Source organism: Microbacterium sp. Soil_C_42 (assembly GCF_057656735.1).
This window is the reverse complement of the sequence record NZ_JBDGJU010000014.1, coordinates 1-17,911: the sequence shown is the minus strand read 5'-3', so window position 1 is coordinate 17,911 and position 17,911 is coordinate 1. Positions and strand designations below refer to the sequence as shown.

Genomic DNA, 17,911 nt, shown 5'->3' with positions numbered 1-17,911 from the left:
CGGCGACACTGCGGCACCCTCGTGGTCCAGAGTGGCTGACGCAAGCGACGCCGCTGTTACACGCTCGTTAACTCTCCGGCACCCGCCTGGCGGCGCCGATCGCGGCGGCTACTCTGAGCCGCGTGGGGCGGATCAATGGGTATGGGGTTCTGCTGGGGGCACAGCGGCTGCGGGATTCGGCATACAGCCGGCTCGTGGCCGGCGGTTTCCGGTCGTTCGGCGCGGGCTCGCGCATCCTGCTGCCCACGCGCATCGCCAACCCCGACCGCATCGCCGTCGGGGCGGGCGTCCTCATCGGTGCCGGCTCATGGCTCATGGTCCCGTCCCGCGACGAGCCCGGGCCCGTGATCGAGCTGCACGACCGGGTGCGCATGCGCGGCGCGTCGATCTCGGCGGTGCAGAGCGTCGTCATCGAAGAGGCCGTCGGCATCGCCGCGGGGGTGTACATCTCCGATCACAGCCACGGCTTCGACCGCATCGACGTGCCGATCCGCGACCAGCCGCTGACCGAGCCCCGCCCGGTGCGGATCGGCCGCGGCGCGTGGCTCGGCCAGAACGTCGTCGTGATGCCCGGCGTCACGATCGGGGAGCAGGCGGTGATCGGGGCGAACGCGGTCGTGACACGCGACATCCCGCCGCGTACGGTCGCCGTCGGCGCGCCCGCGCGGGTGGTGAGAGAGCTGGTGCCCGGGTGACCGAGACGGAGTCGCGCATCGGCCGCACCGCGGTCGGAAGCACAGCCGAAGGCACCGACGACTTCGTGTTCACGTTCTCGTTCGAGACCTACGCCGACGCGGTGCGACGCGGCATGATGCGCCCGCCGGACCGGATCGTCTCGAGCCTCATGCGCAGCCCGAACGTCGGTCGCATGGTCGTCGCGAACCCGTTCCGCTGGCTGCCCCGGGTGACGATGTCGCCGGTGCTCGACCGCGACGCCCGGTTCCCGGCATCCGATCGGATCTGGCTGCACTCGCCCGCCCGCCGTCGCCGCGCCGACCGCCTCGACCCGCCGGACGTCGCCGCCGAGTACGCGGCGTACGACGCGTCGCTCCGGCGTGAGGTGCAGCGACGCGAGCTCGCTGATCCGGTGGCGCTCACCTGCAACCCGCTCGTCGCAGGCTTCTCGCCCTTCGACTGGGCGCGGCAGGTGACCTTCTTCGCGCGCGACGACTGGCTGAGCTCGCCGGGGCGCAGCGACTACTGGCCGGCCTTCCGCGAGGCGTACCGTCGCATCTCCGCCTCCGGCCGGGGTGTGGTGGCCGTGTCTGCGCAGATCCTCGAGCGGATCGAGCCCACCGGCCCCCACGAGGTCGTCGCGAACGGAGTCGAGCCCGCCGAGTGGCTGCAGGCGCCGCCGCCGGAGCCCGGGTGGCTCGCCCGCGTGCCGCGGTCGCGCGCCGTGTACGTCGGCACGCTCGACAGTCGGCTCGACGTCGAGGGCATCGCCGACTTCGCTCGGGCCCGGCCCGACGTGCACACGGTGCTGGTGGGACCGCTGCCCGACGCCTCGTACATCGCGCCGCTGCGCGCGCTCGCCAACGTGCACGTGCACGGCAGCGTCGGACGCGCCGAGCTGATCGCCACGCTGCGCAACTGCGACCTGGCGCTGGTGTCGCACCGGCGCACGGCGCTGACCGAGGCGATGAGCCCGCTGAAGCTCTACGAGTACCTCGCGGCCGGGCTGCCGGTGCTGTCGATCGACCTGCCCCCGGTGCGGGGCATCAGCGACCGCGTGTGGCTCACGGCCGCGGTGTCGGACTTCATCGACGTGGTGGATACCGCACTGCAGGCGGGACCGGCGGACGAGGCGGCGCGGGTGGCCTTCGTCGAGGCCAACTCGTGGACCGCGCGCCACGAGCGGATCATCGCGCTCGCTCGCGGCGTCTGACGCCCGCGGTGTTTCGCGCGTGTCACGCACGCCCGAAGCCTGTGTAAACAGGTGGTGACCTCGCTGGTGCCGCTCCCGGGCCCGGGCTAGCGTGGCCTTCGCGAGCGGGGATCGCATCGACGGGCACTGGGGCCGATGGCCCCTCTGCATGTCGGTTGCGTTCTTTGGGGGTGCGCCCGTGTCATCTGCTTTTCTCGATCTTCGTTCCACCGCCCGACCCGCGTCTGCGGTCGATCTCTTCTCGACCGTGGCCGAGATCGCGCCTCAGCCGCGCCGGCTCGGCTGGCGAAGGCGCCTCGCGTGGGGCATGCTCGCGACGGATGCTGCGGCCATCGCCGTCGCCGTGTTCACCGCCCAGCTGCTGAGGTTCGGCGACCCGGTGCGGACCGCCGGGGGATGGACCGCCGACATCGCCTACGCGCTCACCAGCCTCGCGCTCGTGGTGGTGTGGCTCGTGGCGCTCGCGGCGACCCGCAGCAGGCTGCTGCGCAACATCGGCACGGGCATGGTCGAGTATCAGCGGGTGCTGCAGTCGACGCTGTTCACGTTCGGCGCCTTCGCGGTCGTCGCCTATCTGTTCCAGCTGCAGACCGCTCGCGGGTATCTGGCGATCGCGCTGCCCCTCGGCCTGGTGCTGCTGCTCCTGGCGCGCGGGCTGTGGCGCACGTACCTGCACGCGCTCCGGCGGGTGGGCCGGTGCATGACCGGCGCGATCGTGGTCGGCGGGCGCGAAGACGTGCTGCGGGTGCTGTCGCAGCTGCGCAGCCATTACCGCATCGGCTATCGCGCGATCGCCGTGAGCATGCCCGCCGACCCGGGCGCCGGCGCGCGGGCGGCACAGGCCGACGATCACGTGCTGCCGTTCGTGCCGCTGGAAGACGTCGCCCGGGTGTCGAAGCGGCGCCGGGCGCGCGCGGTGATCGTGGCGGGGAGCCTGCCGGGCGGCAACGACGCGATCCGGCGGCTCGGGTGGGACCTCGAGAACTCGCAGGTCGAACTCATCCTCATGTCGCGGCTCACCGACGTGGCGGGCCCGCGCATCCACATGCGGCCCATCAACGGACTGCCGATGGTGCACGTCGACCTGCCGCGCTACTCGGGCTACAGCCACGCGGTGAAGCGCCTGTTCGACGTGTCGATCGTCACCGTCGCCCTGCTGCTGCTGGCGCCGGTGTTCGCCGCGATCGCCCTGGCCGTCCGGCTCGACAGCCCCGGACCGGTGATCTTCCGGCAGGAGCGGGTCGGTGCTCACGGCATGCGCTTCACGATGCTGAAGTTCCGCTCCATGGTCGTCGACGCCGAGGCGCGACTGGCGCAGCTGCGCGCCCTCGATGAGGGCAACGGGGTGCTGTTCAAGATGAAGGAAGACCCCCGCGTCACGCGCGTGGGCCGCTTCCTCCGTGCGTACTCGCTCGATGAACTCCCGCAGCTGTGGAACGTGCTGCGGGGCGACATGAGCCTGGTCGGCCCGCGGCCGCCGCTGCCGAGCGAGGTCGAGCAGTACGAGGGGCCGGTCAGTCGCCGGCTGCTCACGCGTCCCGGTATCACCGGCCTCTGGCAGGTCAACGGCCGCTCCAACCTCTCGTGGGAGGACAGCGTGCGGCTGGACCTCTACTACGTCGAGAACTGGTCCATCACGGGCGACATCGTCGTGCTCGCCAAGACCGTCAAAGCCGTCCTGCACAGCGACGGCGCGTACTGACACTCACCCGAGAGGTCGTATGACTCATGTCAGGTCTGATCGTCCAGGAATGGATCGAACGCTCCGGCGGCGCTGAACAGGTGCTCGACGCGTTCCGCACGGCCCTCCCCGACTCGCGCATGTTCGCCCTGTGGAGCGACGACGGCGAGCGGTTCCCCCGCAGCACCGTGCGCGAGTCGTGGATGGCCCGCACCCCGCTGCGCCACCACAAGGCGATGGGGCTTCCCCTCATGCCGGCGACGTGGCGCGCGGCGAAGGTCGGCGCGCGGCCCGACTGGGTGCTCACGAGCAGCTACGTGTTCGCCCACCACTGCGACTTCGGTACCCGCCGGGGCGGTGTTCCGAAGTTCTCGTACGTGCACTCGCCCGCGCGGTACCTGTGGGAGCCCGAGCTCGACGCGCGCGGCAGCTCTCCCGCGCTCGCGGCCGCCCGCAGCGTGCTCAAGCACGTGGATCGCGAGGCGGCCCGGCACGCCGGTGACCTCGCCGCCAACAGCGAGTTCGTGCGCCGGCGCATCCACCGCTCGTGGGGGCGCGATGCCCGGGTGATCCACCCGCCGGTGAAGGCGCACGAGATCATCGCGGGCGGCGACTGGGCCGAGGCGCTCACCGCCGAGGAGTCCGCGGTGCTCGAGGCGCTGCCCGAGCGCGGCTTCCTGATGGCGGCCTCGCGGCTCGTGCCGTACAAGCGCCACGACGCGGTGATCCGCATGGGCGACCGGCTCGGCGTGCCGGTGGTCGTCGCGGGCACCGGACCCGAGCGCGAGCACCTGCAGGCGCTCGCCGAGTCGGCCTCGGTGCCCGTGCACATGCTGGGGTTCGTGTCGGATGCCCTCATGCGCGCGCTCTTCCAGCGGGCCCTCGCGTTCGTGTTCCCGCCGGTGGAGGACTTCGGCATCATCCCGGTCGAGGCGATGGCCGCGGGCTGCCCCGTGATCGTCAACCGCGTCGGAGGCGCCGCCGAGTCGGTGGTCGATGGCGCTACCGGCTTCACCGTCGACCCCGACGACCCGGTCGAGCTCGCCGCGGCCGTGGCCGGCCTCGACCGCATCGATCCCGCCGCCGCGCGCGCCCGCGCGGCCGAGTTCGACATCTCGCGCTTCACCGCGCAGGTGCGGACGTGGGTGCTGGGGGAGGCCGGGACGGATGCTGCGCCCTCGTCCGCGGGTGAGCAGTCGGTGCGTGTGTCGGCCTGACCGCAGCGGTGGGCGTCCACATCGGGTGCTCTCGCCGAGATCACACGTCGTGCGCGTGCGGATCGTGTGTTCTCGGTGAGAGCACATGAAGCGCACAGCTGAGGAACCTCCCTCAGCCGGTCGTTGAGCGAGCGAGGAACGAGCGAGTCGAAACGCCCCGAACCCCCGAGCAACACCGACCCGAGGCATCCGTCCCTCGACCCGGACTCTCCCGCGCACCCCGGGCGTTTCGACTGCGGGCGCCAGAGCGCCCTCCGCTCAACGACCGAGGGTGAAGTACCGGTCGTTGAGCGAGCGAGGAACGAGCGAACCCAGGGTGCCGGTCGTTGAGCGAGCGAGGGACGAGCGAGTCGAAACGCGCCGAACCCCCGAGCAACACCGACCCGAGGCATCCGTCCCTCGACCCCGACGCTCCCGGGCACCCGGGCGTTTCGACTGCGGGCGCCAGAGCGCCCTCCGTTCAACGACCGAACCCAGGGTGCCGGTCGTTGAGCGAGCGAGGAACGAGCGAGTCGAAACGCCCCGGGCCTACGAACAACCCTGGCCCGGGCAGTCCTACGCGGCGGTGGGCTCCGGCACCGGGCGGCCGAACAGCGCGGCCTCGGCGTGCGGGTAGCCCGAGCCCCAGTCGGCGCGGCGGCGCCAGACCGTCGTCCACGGCCGGCGCGACCGCCGGGTCACGGCCTCGAGCCCGGCGCGCACGGCCACCCCCGCCTTGAGCAGGAGCACGCCGACGGCGGCCCGCCGCGGCGGCCAGGTCTTCGCGAGGTAGGTGACCTTGCCTGCCAGCACCATCGAGCCCTTCGACGAGCCCGCCGATGACCCGCCGACGGTGTGGATGATCGCCGCCGGGGGATACACGACCCGCGCCATGCCCTGAGCGGCTGCCCGCATGCTGAACTCGGCGTCCTCGCCGTAGAGGAAGAAGTCCTCGTCCATGCCGCCCAGCTCGGCGAAGTCGTCTCGGCGGATGAGCAGCAGGCAGCCGGTGATGATCGGCACCTCGCGGATCGTGTCACGCTGCCAGGCGCCCAGCGACTCCGGGTCGAACACCCGCGAACGCCGGAAGACCGTCGACAGCATCGTCGCGTACATCGTGAGCGACCACAGGGTCGGAGCGCCCCAGCACGACGACGGCTCGAGCGTGAGGTCTTCGCGCAGCGTGCGCCCGCCGACGATGCGGTACTGCGGGTTCTCGCGCGCGAAGGCGATCAGCTTCGGCAGCGAGTGCTCGAGCATGACCGCGTCGGGATTGAGCAGCAGCACGAACTCGCCCCGCGCAAGTGCGACCCCGCGATTGACGGCGCGAGCGAACCCGAGGTTCTCACCGGCCTCGATCACGTCGATCCCGCGGTAGGCCGCGCGCAGCGCCTCCGCGCTGCCGTCGCGCGAGCCGTTGTCGACCACGACCACCTGCGTGGTGACGCCGCCGAGGTGCTCGAGCACCGAGCCGACGCACGCGACGGTGTCGTCGCGCGTCTCGTAGTTGACGATGACGACGGTCACGTCGGGCGCCGGGGTCTGCACGGTCTGTCCTCCAGGGGCGGGGCGAGTGCCGGCGCTCAGAGCGGCACCGGCGCGAGGTCTGAGGACCGCACGGCGCGCCAGCGCCGCGCGGTGTCGAGCGTCGACGGACGGATCGACGAGGGCTCGCACACGATGGCGAGCCCGCGACCGCCGAGGAATCGCGCGAGATCCTGCTGATGGGCGTCGACGTGCTCGCCGTGCTCGACCGAGCGCGGGGCGAGCACGGGGACTTTGCCCGCCGAGAGCGCGGCCAGCGCCGTGCCCGTGCCGGCATGTCCGATCACCACGTCGGCCCGCCGCAGCGCCTCGCCGAGCTCGCTCGAGGGCAGTGAGGCGACCGCGGGGATGGGAAGGTCCGACACGTCGGTCGCGCCGACCTGCCACAGCGTCTCGACGTCGCAGTCGAGGTCGTCGATCGCGGCCCGGGCTCCGTCGACGAGGCGCCGGTAGCCGAAGTCGCCGTTGCCGCCCACGGTGACCACGGCCCGGCGGATCGGCGCGGGGTTGTCGACGGGCTCGACGCGGAAGCCGTCGAACACCGACAGCGCGTACCGCCAGCGGGCGTTCACGGCGTGCGGGTACTGCACGTACCGGTCGACCCACGGCACGCGCTCCATCACCTTGCCCGTCGCCGAGATGCCGGTGACGCGGGTCGCGCTCTCGATGTAGGTGAACGGCAGGCGCCGTGCCGACGCGGGCACGAGGGCCGACAGCGCGATCTGGGCGCCGGTGCTGATGACGCGGTCGATCCGGTGGTCCTTCATCGCCTGCAGGGCGATGCCCGTGTCGCGCATGACACCCGGGTAGTCGCGCGGCGGTCGGGTGGGCACGTGGTACACCGTCTGCCCTTCGAGCAGCGACCTGCTCTGCGCGGTGTCGTCGGTGAGCCACACGACGTCGTCGCCGTCGGTGACCCGCGGAGCGAGCATCGTGAGCTGCGTGAGGTGGCCGCCGGAGATCGCGACGAGGAGCGTGGTCATGGTGCAGCCTCCACGAGGGTGTTCCAGGCGATCTCGGCGATCACCTGCTGCCCCGCCACAGACGGGTGGAAGTGGTCGATCGCGGAGATCTCGGCGGGCGAGAACTCGTAGTCGAAGACGGCGCCGCCGTCTGAGGTGCAGGCGCTGTCGGCGGCGCACGCCTCGGCGATGATCGCGTTGAACTCGTCGGTGCGGGCGGCGACCGCGTCGCGCCGGGCGGTCGCGGCCGCGTCGGCGGCGGCGGCGTCGCCGAGCAGGTTGCTGCAGGACGGGCTGCTGTCCCAGATCTGCCGCGTGCTCTCGTCGTCGCTGCCGACCTCCCACAGCCGGTAGAGGTCGGGGATCGACAGTGCGAGCACTTGCGCTTCGGGCAGACCCTCGTGCAGCGCGGTGAGCAGGGCCGTGTACGACGCGCGGAAGTCGTCGGCGCTCGTCATGCCCTCGACGTCGGCGTCGCAGACGTCGTTGCCGCCGAGCAGGACGAGCACGAGCTCGGGCTGCGCGGCGATCACCTCGTCGACGCGGGCGACGGCATCGGCGACGGTGCCGCCGTCCTTCGCGGCGTTGACGGTGTCGGGAACGGTGCCGCTCGCCGCGCCGATGCGCATCGCGATCGACCCGACGGCCGGATCGTCGCCGGTCGCCCAGCTCGCGGCGGTGCACCGCCCGGGCTCGGCGCACGCGTTCACGCCGAGGGTCATCGAGTCGCCCAGCGCGCCGATCGTGGCGACGTCTGAGAGCGTGGGACTCGACTCGAGCTCGTCGAGGTCGACCGGCTCGGGTGCCGGCGCCGCTGCGCAAGCGGTCAGCACCGCCAGCAGCAGTGCGATCGCTGCGGTCGTGGTCGCTCGTCTTCTCATGCCATCACCCGGCTCGTCTCGTCGCGGTTCCAGGTCCGTGCGCGCGCCCGTGCGATGTCGCGGCGGGCGAGCACGTTCGGGAGCGTCCAGCTCACGCAGTACACGGCGAACGGCACCCACAGGCGGGGCCGCGTCGCGACCCGCCTCGCCAGCCCGCCGCGGGTCGCGGCCGTGGGCCCGGCGGCGTCCTCGTGCTGCGCGCCGTCGGGCAGCTCCCGGTTGCCGCGCGCGATGCGCACGGAGCGGCGCAGGTGCGCGCGCATGTCGCGAGCCGAGTGCACGCTGAACGAGTGGTCGGCGAGTGTGGCGCGCTCGGCGGGAGCGAACAGCTGCTGCACGAACCTGTCGTCGGCGATGACGTCGGGCCACGCGTCGAACCGTGCGCGGCCGGCGGCCGTCATCGCGTACACGCCCGAGCCGATGTGGCCTCGGCGGCGATAGTCGCTGAGCTCCCAGATGCGGTAGTGCTGGCGCACGAGCCACGACGCCGACGACGTGTCGACGTGCAGCCGCGGCGAGGCGACCTCGACACCGGGCTCCTCGAGTGCATCCGCGAGGGCCACCAGCGTCTCGGGGTCGATCAGCACGTCGGCGTCGAGATAGACGCGCGGGAAGACGGATGCTGCGTCATCGCCGGCCTGCAGAGCCGCGATCTTCGACGCGCGCGGCGTCTCGACCACGCGCACCCCTTCGTACGAGAGCGCCCGCGCGACGGTGTCGTCAGTGCAGCCGTTGGCCGCGACGATGATCTCGAACTCGTCCCGCCGCGGCGACGCGCGCAGCGCCCCGAGCACCCGGTCGATCACCGCGCCCTCGTTGTGCGCCGGGATGACGACGCTCACGCGCGCGCTCATCGCCCCGCCTCCGGCGATCCCGAATACCCGGGGCGTTTCGACTGCGCGCGCCAGAGCGCGCTCCGCTCAACGAGCGGGAATTCCGCCTCCCGGCTCATCGCCCCGCCTCCGGCGATTCCGAATACCCGGGGCGTTTCGACTGCGCGCGCCAGAGCGCGCTCCGCTCAACGAGCGGGAATTGCGCCTCCCGGCTCATCGCCCCGCCTCCGGCGATCCCGAATACCCGGGGCGTTTCGACTGCGCGCGCCAGAGCGCGCTCCGCTCAACGAGCGGGAATTCCGCCTCCGCCGTCCACGCCGGCTTCGGCGCGGAGGTCTTGCGCGAGCCCTCCGTGTACACCCACGCGGCGACGGCGAGCAGCATCATGTGCACGAGGAACGACTGGAAGAAGCCGAACGCGTCGAAGAAGAAGAGCGCCGCGCTGTACCCCGCGATCGACACCGCGAGGGCGAAGGCGAGAAGGGCGTGCCGCGGTTCGGCCGCCCAGCGCAGCGCGTAGACGATGAGCATGACGACCGGCGCCAGCATGAACACGGCGTACCCGATGACCCCGAGGGCGCCGGCCTCCATCAGGATGCCGAGCACCTGGTTGTCGAGGATGAACGAGTTCGCCTCGTCGCCCACGACGACGCGGCTGCCGTATCCCTGCCCGAAGAACGGGTACTGCCGCACTTCGACGAACGCGGGTTCCAGGTCGGCCAGGCGCCCGGCCCCCGCCATCCCCGCCGACGTGTACTGCGACGCGATCAGCGTGTCGACGTCGAGGAACGACAGCAGCATGGACTCGACCTGTGCCGGCACCACGAACATCGCCAGCAGCAGCCCCGGCACCGCGAAGGCCAGCAGCAGCAGCGCGACCTTGGGTCGCAGCACCAGTGCGATCAGGAACATCACGCCCATCACGACGACCGCGGTGCGCGAGATGGCGGCGATGATGCCGCCGAACACGAGGAACGTGCCGATCCCGTAGGCGATGCGCCGGTTCCAGACGTTCCGGGGCCAGATCGCGTACTTGGCCAGGTAGATGAGGATCGGCAGGAACATGCACAGCATGACCGCGAGGGCGATCGGATGCTGCGCCGACCCGTACGCCCGGTTCACACCGGCCCGCGTGGCGTCGCCGCCGTCTTCGCGCAGCACCATCAGCGGGAGGACGTTCGCGAGCATGAGGAACACGTTGGTGCGCGCCACCCGCTCGATGACGGCGAAGAAGGCCACGATCACGGCCATCCACGACAGCACCATGAGAAAGCCCATCACCATGCGCTCGCTGGTGAGCAGCTGGCGCACCGAGAAGAACACCGACAGCAGGACGCCGAGCTGGAAGAAGCCCGACAGTGCCGTCGTGGCGAGGCCCTCGTTCACGAGCCGCATGCCGTTCACGATGAACGACACCAGCAGGGTCGCGAGGAAGATGCCGATCGGCCAGCCGAAGGCGACCGGCCGCCAGCGCCGCGACCTGTCGAACAGGAACGCGAGCCCGAGCGCGACGATCGCGACGAAGATCATGAGGCGGTACGCCTCGAGCGCGAACGGCAGCGGGATGGGGAGCGCGTAGCGGCGGGCCGGGATGAACATGATGGTCGCCGCGAGCAGGAACAGCAGCGCGGGCCACGTGAACAGGATGCGGCGCAGCAGCACGATGAGTGCGATGCCGAGGAGGGCCGCGCCCATCGCGATGGGCGGGAGCAGGATCACCCCGGCGATCACGATCGCGGCGAGGAGGAGCGCGATCCCGGCGACGGCGGCCCAGTGAGGCCGTGCTCCGTCGCCGGGGGCGACCTGGGCCGGTGGTACGCCGGTGTCGTCGGCGGGTGTGACGGGCGGTGCGGTGCCGGTCGACATGTCGGTGCTCCGAAGAGGGAGTCCGTCGCCTACGCGGTCTCGTCCTCGCGGGGGGACCGGCCGGATCGGCGCGACGGCGGCCCGGCGCCCACCAGCTCGCCGGCTTCGGCGTCGAGGGGGATGTCGTCGGAGGCGTCCGCAGGAGTGAGGGGCGCAGCATCCGTCCCGCTCACCGGCTCTTCGGCCTCGGCCGCATCCGCCGCCGCGGTCTCCGCGTGAGCGGCCTTGCGCTTCGCGGAGCGCGAGCGGAGGCCCGCGATGACGAACACCAGCACGACGAACGCGAGGAAGACGCCGACGAAGGTGACGACGACGGGGATCGCGGGGTTCGACGAGTCGCCCTCGACCGCAGGGCTCGCCCCGAGCGGCTCGAGCAGCACGCGCAGCTCGGGTGCGAGCTGCTGCGCGTCCTGCTGCGCGACGACGTAGGTGGTGAAGGCCGTGGCGGCGGCGCGCGAGATCTCCTCGGCACGGTCCGCGGTCTCGGCGGCGCCGACGGCCTCGAGCACGGGCAGGTTGTACCGGCCCGGGAAGCGCTCATCGCCGGTGGGCTGCGTCGTGCGTCGCAGCGCCGTGATCGACTCGGTGTCGTCGTCGAGCGGGCCGATCTCGGCCTCGACAGCGTCCTGGATGATGTCGCTCGACAGGATGTACGCGTACACAAGCGCGGTCGACGACATGTCGATGACCTGCGGGTCGGACGTGCCCTGCTCGATCGGGACGCCGGGCACCTGGGCCTGGTAGAGCCGGTCGGACTCGCTCGTGAGGAGCATGGTGGTCGCGGCCGACCAGGTCTGCTGAGCTCTCGAGACGACCTGTCCGTCGACGATCGCGAAGCCGGCGAAGAAGGCCGCCACCGCGGCGACGAGGGCGCCGAAAGCCAGCACCCACTTGTAGTTCCACAGCACTTGCAGGTACTTCGGAGTCTCCATCAGACACCTCTCTCCGTGTGCTTCCGGACGCAGACCGCCCGAAACCCCCCAGCACGTCATCGGGCCGTCCGCGTCGCGCACCGTATCCCCGAACCGCAGGTGTCGCGACAAGACTTGCCCTGCAATAGTCGCCCCGGATTGTTAACGGCGCCCTGTGGCTTTGTTGCACGGGTGTAAAGACTGGGCGACATTCGACGGCCCGGGTTGTGCCGCTTCGAACGGCTCCCACAGAGTGGTCAGCGAGAGCCGGCACGGCTCCTATGGAGGCGGGCCTCGTCCTGGGGGAGGTGGCGTTCTGGCAGTCCTGTACAGCTTCCCGTTCGCACTCGGGTCGCGAGGAATCGGCTGGACGGCGTGGAATCAGGCGAACGAACTGGTCCGCGCCGGGGTCGACGTGCACATCGTCGCCGCGTCGATCGCGAAGCCGGTCGAGGGCGCGGCGTCCGTGCGCACCACCCTCACCGTGGCCGGCCGTCGCGTGCCGCATCGCCTGGTCGGGCGCACGCGCGCGATGCGCATCCACGACGCCGTCACCGCGGGTCTGGTCGGCCGGCTGCTCGACGGCGACGCCGACGACGTCGTGCACGCGTGGCCGCTCGCGTCGGCCCGGACGCTCCAGGCGGCGCGGCGGCGCGGCATCCCGGGACTGCGCGAAGTGCCCAACACCCACACCGAGCACGCGTACGAGGTCGTGACCCGGGAGTACGCGGCGCTCGGCCTCGAGCCGCGGGGCGGCGAGAGCCACACCGTCGACCCGCGCCGGCTCGCGATCGAAGACAGCGAGTACGCCGCGGCGGCGGGGCTGCTCGTGCCGAGTGAGGCCGTCGCCGGCACGTTCCTCGCGCGCGGGTTCGACGACGACCGGCTGCTGCGGCACCGCTACGGCTGCACGGTGACCGCGCCGCCCACGCGGGCCGGCGACGGGCCGTTCACCGCCGTGTTCCTCGGCCGCGGATCGCCGCGCAAGGGGCTGCACACCGCGCTCGTGGCGTGGACGGCGTCGAAGGCCTCCGACGAGGGCAGGTTCCTCGTCTACGGACTGCTCGACGAGGACTATGCCGCGCACCTGGCGCCGCTGCTCGCGCACCCGAGCGTCGAGGTGCGGGGCCTCACGTCCGAGCCCATGCGCGTGCTCGCGTCGGCCGACGTGATGCTGCTGCCCACGGTCGAAGAGGGCAGCGCCCTCGTGACCTACGAGGCGCAGGTCGCCGGGTGCGTCCCGCTCGTCTCTCTCGCCGCGGGCGCGGTGATCGACGAGGGCGTGACCGGAATGACGCACGAGGTCGGCGATGTCGAGGTGCTGACGGCGCAGCTCGACCTGCTCGTCGAGCGCCCCGAGGTGCTGGCCGGCATGTCGAGCACCGCGATGGCTCGGGCCGATCAGCTGAGCTGGGCGGCCGCGACGCAGGCCACGCTCGCCGCATACCGAGAGGCCGCGCGTCTGCTGAGGGGGTCGACGGATGCCGCGGCCTGAGGACGTGACCCTCGCGATCTGCACCCGCGAGAGGCCGGAGATGCTCGCCGCGGCGCTCGCTTCGTTCACCGCGGTCACCCCGCCGGGGGTGCAGATCCTGGTCGTCGACTCGGCCTCGACCACGCCGGCGACCTGGGAGGTGGCCGACGCCGCGGGCGTCGACTACGTGCGCAGCGACATCAAAGGGCTCTCGATCGCCCGCAACCTCGCGCTCGAGACGAGCCGCCGACCGATCGTGGTGTTCACCGACGACGACTGCGCCGCCGTCGAGGGCTGGATGGCGCCGATCCTCGAGGGATTCGACGATCCGACCGTCGGCGCGGTGACGGGACGGATGCTGGACCACACGCTCGTCGGCACGCAGCAGGCGCCGCCCCCGCGGCGCTTCACCCGCACGATCGAGGGCATCGACGCCGGTCACGGCGCGATCATGGCGTTCCGGCGCGAGCGGATCGTCGCGCTCGGCGGATTCGACCCGGTGCTGGGGGCGGGGCGGCGCCTCGCGGGTGCAGAGGACCTCGACATGTTCTGCCGCGTGCTCGACGACGGCGCGCACATCGTCTACGACCCGTCGTGCGTCGTGCACCACGTGCACACGCGTGCCGACGATGCGTACACCGCCCTCCACCACGGCTACGGGCTCGGCCTCGGCGCGCTCACCGCGAAGTGGGTGCGGCTGCGCTCCGGGGTGGGCCTGCGCCTGTTCGCAGTGGTCGCGAAGCGCACGCTGTCGCGCGCGGTGCACAACCGGCGCGAGCACCGGCGCCGCGACGCCGACCTCGCGCTGTTCCGCGGAATCCTCGGCGGGTTCTTCACCGCCGTGCGCTTCGCACTCGACGGGCGCGTCTTCGTCGACGACGACCCGCCGGCGCCGATCACGCTCGGCGTCGCGACGCACGGAGGAGAGCAATGAGCGCGCACCCCGGACTCGCCCGACGGGCGCAGCTGATCAGCTCGCTCGACGAGAAGTACGTGTCGAACGCGGTCACGTTCGCCGCGATGCACGCCGCCGGCACGATGATCGTCGACGGCGCACCGCTGCGCGGGCCCGACGGCGACCTCGACCGCGCCGCGATCCGCAGCCGCGTCGAGCGGCTGAGCTGGTTCGCGCCGGCGATGCGCCAGCGGCTCGTGCCGACGCCGCTGCGTCTCACGACGCCGGCGTGGGTGCCGGTGACGAGCCTCGACCTCGACTACCACGTCCGATTCCACGATGGGATCGAGCCCGACGACCCGACGCGCGTCGAGCGGTTCACGGGGCGCCTCAGCCCGACGATGGACCCGTCGCGGCCGCTGTGGGACTTCGAGTTCGTCGAGCTCGACTCCGGGCGGGTGGCGATCGTCATGCGCTACCACCATGTGGTCGGCGACGCGATGTACGGCCTGCGGATCGGCGACGTGATCGCCGGCACCGCGCCGACGCCCGAGCCACCGGAGCCGGGCGATGCGCAGCGCGCCGAGCTCGGCATCCCGCCCCGCAACGGCTTCGAGGTGCTCGCCCTCGCGTTCGCCCAGTGGCGCGAGCGCAACCCGGGCCTGCGGCGGGGGTGGCCTGCGTACTGGCGCAAGTCGTTCCGCATGCGGCTGCGGCGCTGGGGCGGGCGGCTGCTGCGCCCGGTCAAGAACGCGCGCATCGCACGCACCGGCCTCCTCGCCGACGTGCGGGAAGGGCGCAGCTCCGCGTACGAGGCGGTCGACCTGGCTGCCGCCACCCGCCGCGCGTACAAGCTCGGCGGCACGGTGAACGACCTCGTCACGGCCGCCACCCTCATCGCGATGGCGCGCCAGCGCCCCGACGCCGAGACGCTGTCGATCCTCGTGCCCATCTCGCGACGCGGGGCCGGTGACGGCGGCGTGCGCAACGACATCAGCGTCGTGAAGGTGTCTGCCGCAGCATCCGCTCCTCTGGAAGAGATCGTGCCGAGCGTGCGTGCGCAGGTGCAGGCGGCCGTGGACTCGGGTGGCTCGGTCGTCGAGGGCGCCGAGGACTGGGTGGGCTACGCCACCTCCGTGACGTGGGGCCGCGACGAGCGGTTCTTCGGCACCGCTCCCGTCGAGACGGTGACCGGGTGGCCGGCCGGCGATCCGCGCGACGAGGTGGCGTGCCTCGCCTGCTCCTATCGCCGCGAGCTCGTGGTCAGCGTGACGGCACGCTCGACGGTCGACCTGCCGGCGCTCATGGCGGTCTACCGCGAGCTGCTCGCGCCCGCCCCCGTGTCGGCGGGAACGGATGCTGCGGGGGCGGCGCGATGAGCCGCCTCCGCGGTGCGCTCGGGTCGGTGCTCGACCCGCGCACGCTGCTGCACGCGCTGCGCTTGGCGCACTTCCACGGCTACTCGTTCGTCCGGCAGGTGCCGCTGATCCAGGTGGGACCGGGGGTGTCGATGGCGCCGAACGTGTCGTTCCGCAACGGCGAGCGCATCTCGATCGGCGCCGGCACGCACATCGGCGAGTTCAGCCTGATCTGGGCGGGCAACGAGACCGGTCGCATCGAGATCGGTGAGAAGTGCCTGTTCGCGCCGCACGTGATGGTGACGGCATCGAACTACGGCGTCGAGAGGGGGCCGGTCCCGATCATGGACCAGCCCAAGATCGAGCGCGATGTGGTGATCGGCGCCGGCTCCTGGCTGGGCGCGAACGTGGTGGTTCTGGCGGGCGTGACGATCGGCGAGGGCGCCGTGGTCGCGGCCGGGGCGGTGGTGACGAAGGACGTTCCGGCGTTCTCGATCGTCGGAGGGGTTCCGGCGCGGGTCATCGGCGAGAGGCCCTCGGGCCAGGAAGTGGGGACGAGCCGTGGGGAAGCTCAGAAGGAGAGAGTCGACTAGGGCGATGCGCGTCGCCGGACTCGCGGTGGGAACCGCGGTCGTGGCGTCGCTGCTGGGAGGCGGTGTGGCCACGGCCTCGTTCGCCGCCGGCGACGAGGCGGGCGTGTACACCGTCAGCTTCCGGACGGCGGAGGGGTTGGATGCTGCGCTGGAGGGTATCACCGCAGAGCCCGACGCCGTCTACGACAGCGTGGTGAAGGGATTCACCGGGTATCTCACGGCCGACGAGGTCGCCGTGCTGCGGGTGTCGTCGACGGTGCGGGGGATCTCGGCGAACAAGGTCGTGAGCGGCGCCGCACAGACCGTGACGCCGGCGGTGGGCACGGTGGAGGCGGACCTGCCGCCGACCAGCGCCACGACGGCGGGCGCGTGGGACGGCCCCGGGCTCGCGATCATCGACTCGGGCGTGAGCGAGCACACCGACCTGAACGTCGCGCGCCAGATCAACTGCTTCGGAAGCGGCGACGGCACCGACGGGAACGGGCACGGCACAGGGGTCGCCGGAGCCGCGGCGGCGATCAACAACAGCGTGGGGCTGCTCGGCGTCGCGCCGGGCGCCCCGATCACCTCGGTGCGCGTGCTCGACAACAAGATGCAGGGCACGCTCGGCACGCTGATGTGCGGCCTCGAGTGGGTCATGGAGAACCACGAGCGCTACGACATCGCCGTGATGAACATGAGCATGCAGTTCGGTCAGGCCGACGACGGCAACTGCGGGTACACCAACGGCGACGTCATCCACCAGGCGATCTGCGCCCTGGTGGAGGACGGGGTCGTCGTGGTCGCGGCCGCCGGCAACTCGACGCGGGATCTGGCGCAGTACTCGCCGGGCAACTTCGACGAGGTGATCACGGTCACCAACGTCGCCGACTACGACGGCAAGCCCGGTTCGCGCGGCGCGAAGGCGTGCACCGAGACCAACGCCCCGGTCGACGACACGATCAACCCGAAGAGCAACTGGGCCGTGAGCGCGGCTGATCGCGCGCACACGATCGCTGCTCCCGGCACGTGCCCGTACACGACCAAGAAGGGCAATCGGTACGGCTACATCGCGTCGGGCACCAGTATGTCGGCGGCGGTGATGTCGGGCGTCGTGCTCGCGTGCTTCGCCGAGGGGTCGTGCGAGGGCCGCACCCCGCGCGAGGTGTTCCAGATCCTCGAGGGCCAGGCGCAGGCCGCGGCGACTGCTCGAGGCAAGCGCTTCGCGGGCGACCCGCTGAGCCCGATCTCGGGCCGCTACTCCGGCTGGCTCGCGTCGACGGTGCCGACCGGCAGCACCCCGACTCCGACGCCGACGCCGACGCCGACCCCGACGCCCACGCCGACGCCGACGCCGACTCCGACGCCGACGCCGACGCCGACTCCGACGCCGACGCCGACCCCGACGCCGACTCCGACGCCCGATACGCAGGCGCCGACGGCGACGATCACGGCGCCGGTCTCGGGGTCGACGGTGTCGGGCAGCGTAGCCGTGCGGGTCACGGCCGCCGACAACGTGGCGGTCACCGGGGTCACGCTGTGGTCGGGCGCGACCAGGCTCGGCACGCTGGCGAAGCAGTCCGACGGCTCGTGGGCCGGCACGCTGCCGTCGCGCAGCTACCCGAACGCCACCTACCCCGTGCACGCACGGGCGGTCGACGCCGCCGGCAACACGGGGTACAGCCCGACGATCTCGCTGACCCTGCGCAACTGATAGGCGGGCGCCAAGTCCCGGTCGTTGAGCGGATGCCTCGGGTCGGTGTTACTCGCGGGTTCGGCGCGTTTCGACTCGCTCGTTCCTCGCTCGCTCAACGACCGGTACTTCACCCCCGCTCGTTGAGCGGAGGGC

Annotated in this window: 15 protein-coding genes; 9 read left to right on the top strand and 6 right to left on the bottom strand. The window is 72.0% G+C overall.

What is annotated here, in order from left to right:
• Positions 1-122: 122 nt before the first annotated feature.
• The 4 genes from AC3A46_RS10335 to AC3A46_RS10320 all read left to right on the top strand — a co-directional run bounded on the left by AC3A46_RS10335 (position 123) and on the right by AC3A46_RS10320 (position 4,786).
• Positions 123-695: an acyltransferase gene (locus AC3A46_RS10335; protein WP_157549754.1), complete on the top strand. Its 573-nt coding sequence runs from the start codon at positions 123-125 to the stop codon at positions 693-695.
• The gene (locus tag AC3A46_RS10330) at positions 692-1,888 is read left to right on the top strand and encodes a glycosyltransferase (protein ID WP_487665114.1); all 1,197 of its coding nucleotides are present in this window, start codon (positions 692-694) and stop codon (positions 1,886-1,888) included. Before AC3A46_RS10335 ends, AC3A46_RS10330 begins: the two co-directional genes overlap by 4 nt.
• 247 nt (positions 1,889-2,135) lie before the next feature.
• Complete coding sequence (locus tag AC3A46_RS10325) at positions 2,136-3,590, top strand: sugar transferase (RefSeq protein WP_487665113.1); 1,455 nt, start codon at positions 2,136-2,138, stop codon at positions 3,588-3,590.
• 26 nt (positions 3,591-3,616) lie between these two features.
• Positions 3,617-4,786: a glycosyltransferase gene (locus AC3A46_RS10320; RefSeq protein WP_487665112.1), complete on the top strand. Its 1,170-nt coding sequence runs from the start codon at positions 3,617-3,619 to the stop codon at positions 4,784-4,786.
• A 555-nt stretch (positions 4,787-5,341) separates the two neighbouring features.
• Here AC3A46_RS10320 and AC3A46_RS10315 read toward each other — a convergent pair.
• From AC3A46_RS10315 to AC3A46_RS10290, 6 genes are all read right to left on the bottom strand, one after another.
• Positions 5,342-6,313: a glycosyltransferase family 2 protein gene (locus AC3A46_RS10315; RefSeq protein WP_487665111.1), complete on the bottom strand. Its 972-nt coding sequence runs from the start codon at positions 6,311-6,313 to the stop codon at positions 5,342-5,344.
• 35 nt (positions 6,314-6,348) lie between these two features.
• Positions 6,349-7,293, bottom strand: coding sequence for a glycosyltransferase (locus tag AC3A46_RS10310; protein WP_487665110.1), 945 nt, complete (start codon positions 7,291-7,293; stop codon positions 6,349-6,351).
• Positions 7,290-8,153: an SGNH/GDSL hydrolase family protein gene (locus tag AC3A46_RS10305; RefSeq protein ID WP_487665109.1), complete on the bottom strand. Its 864-nt coding sequence runs from the start codon at positions 8,151-8,153 to the stop codon at positions 7,290-7,292. Before AC3A46_RS10305 ends, AC3A46_RS10310 begins: the two co-directional genes overlap by 4 nt.
• The gene (locus tag AC3A46_RS10300) at positions 8,150-9,007 is read right to left on the bottom strand and encodes a glycosyltransferase (protein ID WP_487665108.1); all 858 of its coding nucleotides are present in this window, start codon (positions 9,005-9,007) and stop codon (positions 8,150-8,152) included. Before AC3A46_RS10300 ends, AC3A46_RS10305 begins: the two co-directional genes overlap by 4 nt.
• A 192-nt stretch (positions 9,008-9,199) precedes the next feature.
• Positions 9,200-10,852 (bottom strand): O-antigen ligase family protein, encoded by a 1,653-nt coding sequence (locus AC3A46_RS10295; protein ID WP_487665107.1) that lies wholly within the window; start codon positions 10,850-10,852, stop codon positions 9,200-9,202.
• 29 nt (positions 10,853-10,881) lie between these two features.
• Positions 10,882-11,784 carry a hypothetical protein gene (locus tag AC3A46_RS10290; protein ID WP_487665106.1) on the bottom strand — a complete coding sequence of 301 codons (903 nt, stop codon included), beginning with the start codon at positions 11,782-11,784 and terminating at the stop codon, positions 10,882-10,884.
• A gap of 232 nt (positions 11,785-12,016) precedes the next feature.
• Here AC3A46_RS10290 and AC3A46_RS10285 point away from each other — a divergent pair, with 232 nt between their 5' ends.
• Genes AC3A46_RS10285 through AC3A46_RS10265 form a run of 5 tightly spaced genes read left to right on the top strand, consistent with a single transcriptional unit; the run spans position 12,017 to position 17,776 of the window.
• Positions 12,017-13,258 carry a glycosyltransferase family 4 protein gene (locus AC3A46_RS10285; protein ID WP_487665105.1) on the top strand — a complete coding sequence of 414 codons (1,242 nt, stop codon included), beginning with the start codon at positions 12,017-12,019 and terminating at the stop codon, positions 13,256-13,258.
• On the top strand, positions 13,245-14,171 hold the full coding sequence (locus tag AC3A46_RS10280; protein WP_487665104.1) for a glycosyltransferase family 2 protein: 927 nt from the start codon (positions 13,245-13,247) through the stop codon (positions 14,169-14,171). Before AC3A46_RS10285 ends, AC3A46_RS10280 begins: the two co-directional genes overlap by 14 nt.
• Positions 14,168-15,511, top strand: coding sequence for a wax ester/triacylglycerol synthase domain-containing protein (locus AC3A46_RS10275; RefSeq protein ID WP_487665103.1), 1,344 nt, complete (start codon positions 14,168-14,170; stop codon positions 15,509-15,511). The genes AC3A46_RS10280 and AC3A46_RS10275 overlap by 4 nt, the downstream gene beginning before the upstream one ends.
• Positions 15,508-16,083: an acyltransferase gene (locus AC3A46_RS10270; protein WP_487665102.1), complete on the top strand. Its 576-nt coding sequence runs from the start codon at positions 15,508-15,510 to the stop codon at positions 16,081-16,083. The genes AC3A46_RS10275 and AC3A46_RS10270 overlap by 4 nt, the downstream gene beginning before the upstream one ends.
• A gap of 4 nt (positions 16,084-16,087) precedes the next feature.
• Positions 16,088-17,776, top strand: coding sequence for a S8 family serine peptidase (locus AC3A46_RS10265; protein ID WP_487665101.1), 1,689 nt, complete (start codon positions 16,088-16,090; stop codon positions 17,774-17,776).
• The last annotated feature ends 135 nt before the right edge of the window (positions 17,777-17,911 follow it).

What these genes read in the sequence shown, in the direction of transcription:
- AC3A46_RS10320 (WP_487665112.1), top strand. Translation starts at nt 3,617, where the DNA reads ATGTCAGGTCTGATCGTCCAGGAATGGATCGAACGCTCCGGCGGCGCT.
- AC3A46_RS10310 (WP_487665110.1), bottom strand. Translation starts at nt 7,293, where the DNA reads ATGACCACGCTCCTCGTCGCGATCTCCGGCGGCCACCTCACGCAGCTC.
- AC3A46_RS10305 (WP_487665109.1), bottom strand. Translation starts at nt 8,153, where the DNA reads ATGAGAAGACGAGCGACCACGACCGCAGCGATCGCACTGCTGCTGGCG.
- AC3A46_RS10300 (WP_487665108.1), bottom strand. Translation starts at nt 9,007, where the DNA reads ATGAGCGCGCGCGTGAGCGTCGTCATCCCGGCGCACAACGAGGGCGCG.
- AC3A46_RS10295 (WP_487665107.1), bottom strand. Translation starts at nt 10,852, where the DNA reads ATGTCGACCGGCACCGCACCGCCCGTCACACCCGCCGACGACACCGGC.
- AC3A46_RS10290 (WP_487665106.1), bottom strand. Translation starts at nt 11,784, where the DNA reads ATGGAGACTCCGAAGTACCTGCAAGTGCTGTGGAACTACAAGTGGGTG.
- AC3A46_RS10280 (WP_487665104.1), top strand. Translation starts at nt 13,245, where the DNA reads ATGCCGCGGCCTGAGGACGTGACCCTCGCGATCTGCACCCGCGAGAGG.
- AC3A46_RS10275 (WP_487665103.1), top strand. Translation starts at nt 14,168, where the DNA reads ATGAGCGCGCACCCCGGACTCGCCCGACGGGCGCAGCTGATCAGCTCG.
- AC3A46_RS10270 (WP_487665102.1), top strand. Translation starts at nt 15,508, where the DNA reads ATGAGCCGCCTCCGCGGTGCGCTCGGGTCGGTGCTCGACCCGCGCACG.
- AC3A46_RS10265 (WP_487665101.1), top strand. Translation starts at nt 16,088, where the DNA reads ATGCGCGTCGCCGGACTCGCGGTGGGAACCGCGGTCGTGGCGTCGCTG.